Raw genomic sequence first — 6,385 nt, 5'->3', positions numbered from 1 at the left:
TTTTAGCATTATTAATAGCCGCTTTCACAAACTTAACAAAAAGCGGGTGAGGGTTCAAAACGGTGCTTTTCAGTTCCGGATGATATTGTGCAGCCACAAACCAAGGGTGGTTCTGTAACTCAATAACTTCCACTAAACCTGTATCAGGGTTAGTGCCTGTTGCCATCATTCCAGCTGCTTCAAAAGCTGCTATATACTTGTTATTGAACTCGTAACGATGACGGTGGCGCTCAGAAATTTTGCTCTTCCCGTAAATATTATAAGCTTTGGAGCCCTTTTTTAGTTCACAAGTATAAGCACCCAAACGCATAGTGCCACCCTTTTTAGTGATTTGTTTTTGATCTTCCATCATATCAATCACCGGATGAGGCGTTTCAGGATCCATTTCTGTGGAGGCTGCTCCTTCAAGACCAAGTACGTTGCGAGCAAACTCTACAGCGGCACACTGCATGCCAAGGCAGATACCGAAGAAAGGTATGTTGTTTTCGCGCACATACTTGATAGCCTCCAGTTTACCCTTAAAGCCGCGTTCTCCAAATCCTGGGGCAACCAGCACGCCATCCATGTTATGTAAAAGAGAAGCTACGTTCTCCTCGTTCATGTTTTCAGACTGGAACCACTTGATATTTACCTTACATTCATTGGCAGAACCAGCATGTACAAAGGCTTCAATGATTGACTTATAAGCATCAGGTAGCTCCACATACTTACCAACTAAGGCTATGTTGACTTCTGAGGTTGGGTTTTTCAGACGGCCCAGGAATTCTTTCCAGGTATCCAGATCCGGTTCTGATTTGTGTGGTAGTTTCAGTTTACTGATCACGCGCTCATCCAGCTTCTCTTTGCGCATAAGTAGCGGAACATCATAAATTGTCTCCGCATCCAGCGATTCAATTACAGCATTCTGTTTTACGTTACAGAACAAAGCGATTTTCTTTCGCAAATCCAGCGGCACAGGATGCTCAGAGCGGCACACCAATATGTCTGGTTGTACACCGGCTTCAGAAAGATCACGCACAGAGTGTTGTGTAGGCTTAGTTTTAAGCTCTCCGGCCGCTTTTAAATATGGTAGCAGGGTAAGGTGAATAACGCAGGTCTCGTTTGCTCCCAATTCCCAACGCAGCTGCCGTACCGCCTCCACAAAGGGAAGCGATTCGATATCACCAACACAGCCACCGATTTCTGTAATTACAATATCATACTCTCCAGACTCGCCCAGGAGCAGCATCCGTCGTTTAATCTCGTCTGTAATGTGTGGTATAACCTGAACTGTTTTTCCCAGGTAAGCGCCTTCACGTTCCTGCATAATCACATTGTAGTAAATGCGACCAGTCGTTACGTTGTTTGCCTGCGAGGTTGGTTTGTTAAGGAATCGCTCGTAATGCCCCAGGTCAAGATCTGTTTCGGCACCATCTTCCGTTACATAGCACTCGCCATGTTCGTAAGGGTTTAGTGTGCCTGGATCGATGTTAATGTAGGGATCGAACTTCTGAATAGTTACTGAGTAGCCTCTGGCCTGCAATAACTTAGCAAGCGATGCAGAGATAATACCTTTTCCGAGGGAGGATGTTACACCACCAGTAACAAATATATATTTTGTAGCCATAAGTTAGGGTAAGTCTTATGGACTGCAAAGGTACCAGATTTATTTGATTAACCTGACATATTAGTAATTGTTATGCTGCACCATAGCCATATTATATATTTTATTCAAAAGATTACAGGCTTTATTGTAATGTTATGCTGGTAGCGCTACTATAACTGTGAGGAAGCAAAAAGCCCCAACCAAACAGGTTGAGGCTTTTTTAAAATGGCAGAATTAAAAGCGATTAGCTCTTAGGGTCTAGTATATGATCAATTCTAACCAAGGCATCCTGAAGATGATATTTTGTCATGGTGTCTTTTGTTTTTGCCAGAGAGCCTTTTATCTGGTTCCGCAATGTGTTCAGCTCTCCCCGCACCATTGGCCTGATATCAGACTGAGACACGTTGATTGCTGTACTGCCCATAAAGGAACGGGCTCTGCCAGTAACCTCTTTCGGCTCCTCTGTCATCAGGTACTCCATGCGCTCCAGATAGCCACGCTGCAGGTTTCGGCGGTACATATCTATTGTTTTACCAGCTGCTACTTCAGACCAAATACCATTGCGCAAGTCTGACATCATCTCTGGCAAAGTATACGTTTTATTTCCGAGCATGGCCTGTGCTTCCAGCACACGTGCCAAACGCCCTGGCTCCAGCACGTTGTTTAGCACATTAACCTGCGCATTACGCACACGATCAACAGTACCTGCCGATTCTATTTTGTGGAGAATGCTCTCGTCGAGCATCCAGGCAGGAGTGGAGAAGCCTTGCTCGTTTAAGAACTTCATGGCTCTCTGCTGCTTTTCCTTTGGCACGCTGGCATATACATCCCCTTGCTGGTCGTAGGTTTTGTAGTTTTCGTACACGCCTCCAATGTTAGCTGTAACGTGGCCCATGTAGCGGTTCCATTGCCCGAGCACCTGCATATACATCTCCTCCAGGTCAGTGTAGTCTTTGTTATCTTCTGCTGTCCAGGTAATGAGGTTTGGCATGATGCGCTTTAGGTTAGCTATGCCATAGGTGCTGGCCTTCATAGCGTCATCTCCTAAGTCTTCTGTTTGAGAGGAAGGGTCAGTTGGTCTGCCCATCTGGCGGCCGAAGCGGTACATCGGGTCATTCTCATGCGCTTTTATCCATGCTGCCAGCTTCTCTTTGTTGTCGGCACCCTTCGTCTCCGGGAAGTATGTATAACCCCATTTAACCGAATGTTTATCGTAAACACCAATACCCGGCATCAGAGCAACACCTTTATCTCCTGGCTGAGCCACATAATTGAAGCGGGCATAATCCATAATGGAAGGTGCAGTACCCATTGTTTTGGTGAACTCTGCGTCTCGCAGCTTCTCTACCGGGTAAGCAGCACTAGAACCCATGTTGTGAGGCAGGCCTAAGGTATGGCCAACTTCATGAGAGGAAACAAAGCGTATCAGCTCACCCATCACCTCATCTTTAAACTGCACGCCACGGGCATCCGGGTTAACGGCTGCTGTTTGCACAAAATACCAGTTGCGCAGCAGGTTCATCACGTTATGATACCAGCCAATGTGGCTTTCCAGGATTTCGCCGGAGCGCGGGTCATGCACATTCGGTCCATAGGCATTCTGGGTTTCAGACGAGAAGTAGCGGATAACAGAATAGCGCGCATCTTCGGTGCTGAACTCTGGGTCTTCCTCAAAAGAAGGCGGGTCTTTGGCAATAATTGCGTTTTTAAAACCAGCAGCCTCAAACGCCTTGTTCCAATCCTCCACGCCCTGCTTCAGGTATGGGCGCCACTTCATTGGGGTGGCCGGGTCTATATAGTATACTATTTGCTTCTTCGGCTCTACCAGCTCGCCACGGGCATAGGCTTCCTCATCTTTTGGCTCCAGTCTCCAGCGTACTATATACTCTCGTTTAGCAGCACGCTGCTCATCGGTGCCGTAGTCGGTTTGCTTGATGGTGAAGAATCCGACCCGTTTGTCGAATTTACGGGCAGCCATTGGCTTTTGCGGCAGCAGCAGCATAGAGTGGTTCAGCTCCATCGATATGGTGCCAGTGGTTGAGTTAGAAGGAGCCTCGCCTGCGTCGTAAGTCATCAGGGAGCGAGCCTCAATGTTCAGCGGAAAGCTTTTTACACTTTCGATAAACGAGCGGTTATCATCAAGCTTCTTTACTTTATACTCGTCACGTCGGTCTTTATCTAAACCAAGAGCCGGAACATCTCTGGAGAAAAAGTCAGTAACTTCTACCACCTGCGTGCCTTGGCCATAAGCCTTGATATTGAAAGCCTGAATAACCGGTGCAAAGTTAGAGTTTTGTACAGAGTTGTATACTTCTAAAGTATCGGCAGCCACATTTTCAGTAGAGGTAACGCGCAGCAGCACACGGTTGCCTTTTTTCTCCCAGCGTAGCATCTGCGTATTTAACTCTTCGCCACCGTATCCTATGTTACTGGCTGTTTTGGCAATGCGGCTTACCATCAGCATGTCGCGGTTCAGGAGCGAGTCCGGTATCTCGTAATAATATTTGTCATCAATGCGGTGCACCTTAAACAACCCGTCATCTGTAACGGCTTTCTCTGTGATAACTTCAGCGTAAGGCTTAGGCGTGGTATCATCTTTTTTAGCAGGTGCTGCTGAGGCTTCCTGCTTGTCTTTCTTCTTTTTCTTGTTCTTTTGGGCGTGTGCGGGCGTTGCTATCACAGCGCCTGTCATGAGCAATGCAACCAAAGGAGCAAAGCGTAAATTCTTACTCATAGATAAAGGGTGATGGATGGTTAGATAAGTTTAGATTTAGTTAAAGATATAGGTTTATTCAAAAACAGCAACCGGAGCATGCTAAGAAGCAATAACCAAGTATAAGCAGACAATTTGGCGTATAGGTTAGTATTGGCTTCTTGTTTGTTTAAACTGTAGCTTTACGCATGCTTCCTGCAGTTTTAGACTCATGTGGAAGCTAAGGTTTAATAGCTTAATCAGAAATATTTCTATGACAAAGATAAGATCGACTACTGTATGTGGTATTTACCATAATGGCGAGGTGGCGCTTGGTGCAGACGGACAGGCAACTATGGACAAACACATTGCCAAGAGTAATGTGAAAAAAATACGTAAGCTATTGGATGGTAAGATAGTAACTGGCTTTGCTGGTTCTACTGCCGATGCCTTTACACTGCTGGAACGCTTTGAAGAAAAGTTAGGTGCATACCAAAGCAACATGAAACGCGCTGCCATTGAGCTGGCCAAGGACTGGCGAAAAGATCAGTACCTGCGCAAGCTGGAAGCCATGATGGTGGTAGCGAATAAAGATGAGCTGCTGATTATCTCTGGTACAGGTGATGTGCTCGAGCCAGACAATCAGATTGCTGCCATCGGTTCAGGAAGTATGTACGCGCATGCTGCCGCATTGGCATTAAAGAAACATGCCCCACATCTTACCGCCGAAGAGATGGTGCGTGAGGCACTTACAATTGCTGCTGATATCTGTATTTATACTAACCACAACCTGGTCATAGAGAAGCCTGCTAAATAAGTTTTATCAGGCGCTAATTTCAGGTGTAAAAACTGCTGCAAACATGAATTTTTCTGTAGCTATAGTGTTAAGCATCTGAAACTGGAGGACATATACCCCGGCTACCATTCCGCCCGCAAACGTCTGGTGTACGAACAGCTGCTGTATATATGCCGTAAGGTATAAATCAGTATATTTTTAATAAATTGCCATGCCAAGCTGCCTGACAGGGCAGGGGTTGGGACAAACAAATCAACTATGCAGGTTACAGATTTTTTAAAGAAACACTACAAGCATTTCAACGCAGCCTCTTTGATAGATGCTGCTGAAGGGTATAAAACACACCTGAACAACGGTGGCAAAATGCTAGTGACATTGGCTGGTGCTATGTCAACGGCTGAGTTAGGTATTATACTGGCCGAGATGATACGTCAGGATAAAATCCATGCTATTTCTTGTACAGGCGCTAACCTGGAAGAAGATATCTTCAATCTGGTAGCACATGATTTTTATGAGCGTGTTCCCCATTATCGTGAGCTTTCTGCTGCTGATGAAGAGGAACTGCTAAGCCGCCACCTGAACCGTGTAACAGATACTTGTATACCGGAGGAGGAAGCTATGCGCCGTCTGGAGCACGTGGTGCTCAAGTATTGGGAGAAAGCAGACAAAGCCGGTGAGTCATACTTCCCACACGAATTCTTCTACCAGATTCTACTTTCAGGTGAACTGGAACAGTATTATCAAATTGATCCGAAAAACAGCTGGATGCTGGAAGCAGCTAAGAAGAACTTACCAATCATCTGCCCGGGTTGGGAAGACTCCACGCTAGGTAACATCTATGCAGGACACGTGATTAGTGGTGACATCAAGAATGTACATACCATGAAAACCGGTATTCAGTACATGATGGAACTGGCTGAGTGGTATACGCAAACGGCTAAAGAAGAGTCAACTATTGGTTTCTTCCAGATTGGTGGTGGTATTGCAGGTGACTTCCCAATATGCGTAGTGCCAATGTTGCACCAGGATTTGCAGCGCGACGGTGTTCCGCTTTGGGGCTATTTCGCTCAAATTTCTGATTCGACTACCAGTTATGGTTCTTACTCAGGCGCTGTGCCAAACGAAAAGATCACATGGGGTAAATTAGGTAAAGATACTCCCAAGTATATGATTGAGTCCGATGCTACCATTGTTGCGCCACTTGTATTCGCAATAGTGTTGGATATGTAACTCAATAAAAAATAATGTATTTAAAAAGCCAGAGAAGCACTTCTCTGGCTTTTTTGTTTGGCGGCTACCAAAGTTGATTGTA

4 protein-coding genes are annotated in these 6,385 nt (G+C 45.7%); 2 read left to right on the top strand and 2 right to left on the bottom strand.

Annotated elements, in window-relative coordinates:
• Window positions 1–1,606: CTP synthase (locus ACFQ2O_RS18865; RefSeq protein WP_377531626.1), on the bottom strand; the 1,606-nt coding region annotated here is incomplete at its 3' end.
• A 223-nt stretch (window positions 1,607–1,829) separates the two neighbouring features.
• Window positions 1,830–4,319 carry a zinc-dependent metalloprotease gene (locus ACFQ2O_RS18860; RefSeq protein WP_377531624.1) on the bottom strand — a complete coding sequence of 830 codons (2,490 nt, stop codon included), beginning with the start codon at window positions 4,317–4,319 and terminating at the stop codon, window positions 1,830–1,832.
• A 232-nt stretch (window positions 4,320–4,551) separates the two neighbouring features.
• On the opposite strand from ACFQ2O_RS18860, the gene hslV reads away from it, so the two are divergent.
• Together hslV and ACFQ2O_RS18850 are read left to right on the top strand one after the other, a co-directional pair.
• Complete coding sequence (gene hslV, locus ACFQ2O_RS18855) at window positions 4,552–5,094, top strand: ATP-dependent protease subunit HslV (protein ID WP_377531622.1); 543 nt, start codon at window positions 4,552–4,554, stop codon at window positions 5,092–5,094.
• A gap of 237 nt (window positions 5,095–5,331) precedes the next feature.
• Window positions 5,332–6,303, top strand: coding sequence for a deoxyhypusine synthase family protein (locus ACFQ2O_RS18850; protein ID WP_377531619.1), 972 nt, complete (start codon window positions 5,332–5,334; stop codon window positions 6,301–6,303).
• Window positions 6,304–6,385 lie beyond the last annotated feature (82 nt).

Source organism: Pontibacter rugosus, assembly GCF_042678745.1.
GTDB classification, from domain to species: Bacteria; Bacteroidota; Bacteroidia; order Cytophagales; family Hymenobacteraceae; genus Pontibacter; species Pontibacter rugosus.
This window is presented reverse-complemented; position numbering and strand designations above follow the sequence as displayed.

Coding starts and splice junctions, on each gene's coding strand:
- ACFQ2O_RS18850 (WP_377531619.1), top strand. CDS start 5,332: ATGCAGGTTACAGATTTTTTAAAGAAACACTACAAGCATTTCAACGCA.
- hslV (WP_377531622.1), top strand. CDS start 4,552: ATGACAAAGATAAGATCGACTACTGTATGTGGTATTTACCATAATGGC.
- ACFQ2O_RS18860 (WP_377531624.1), bottom strand. CDS start 4,319: ATGAGTAAGAATTTACGCTTTGCTCCTTTGGTTGCATTGCTCATGACA.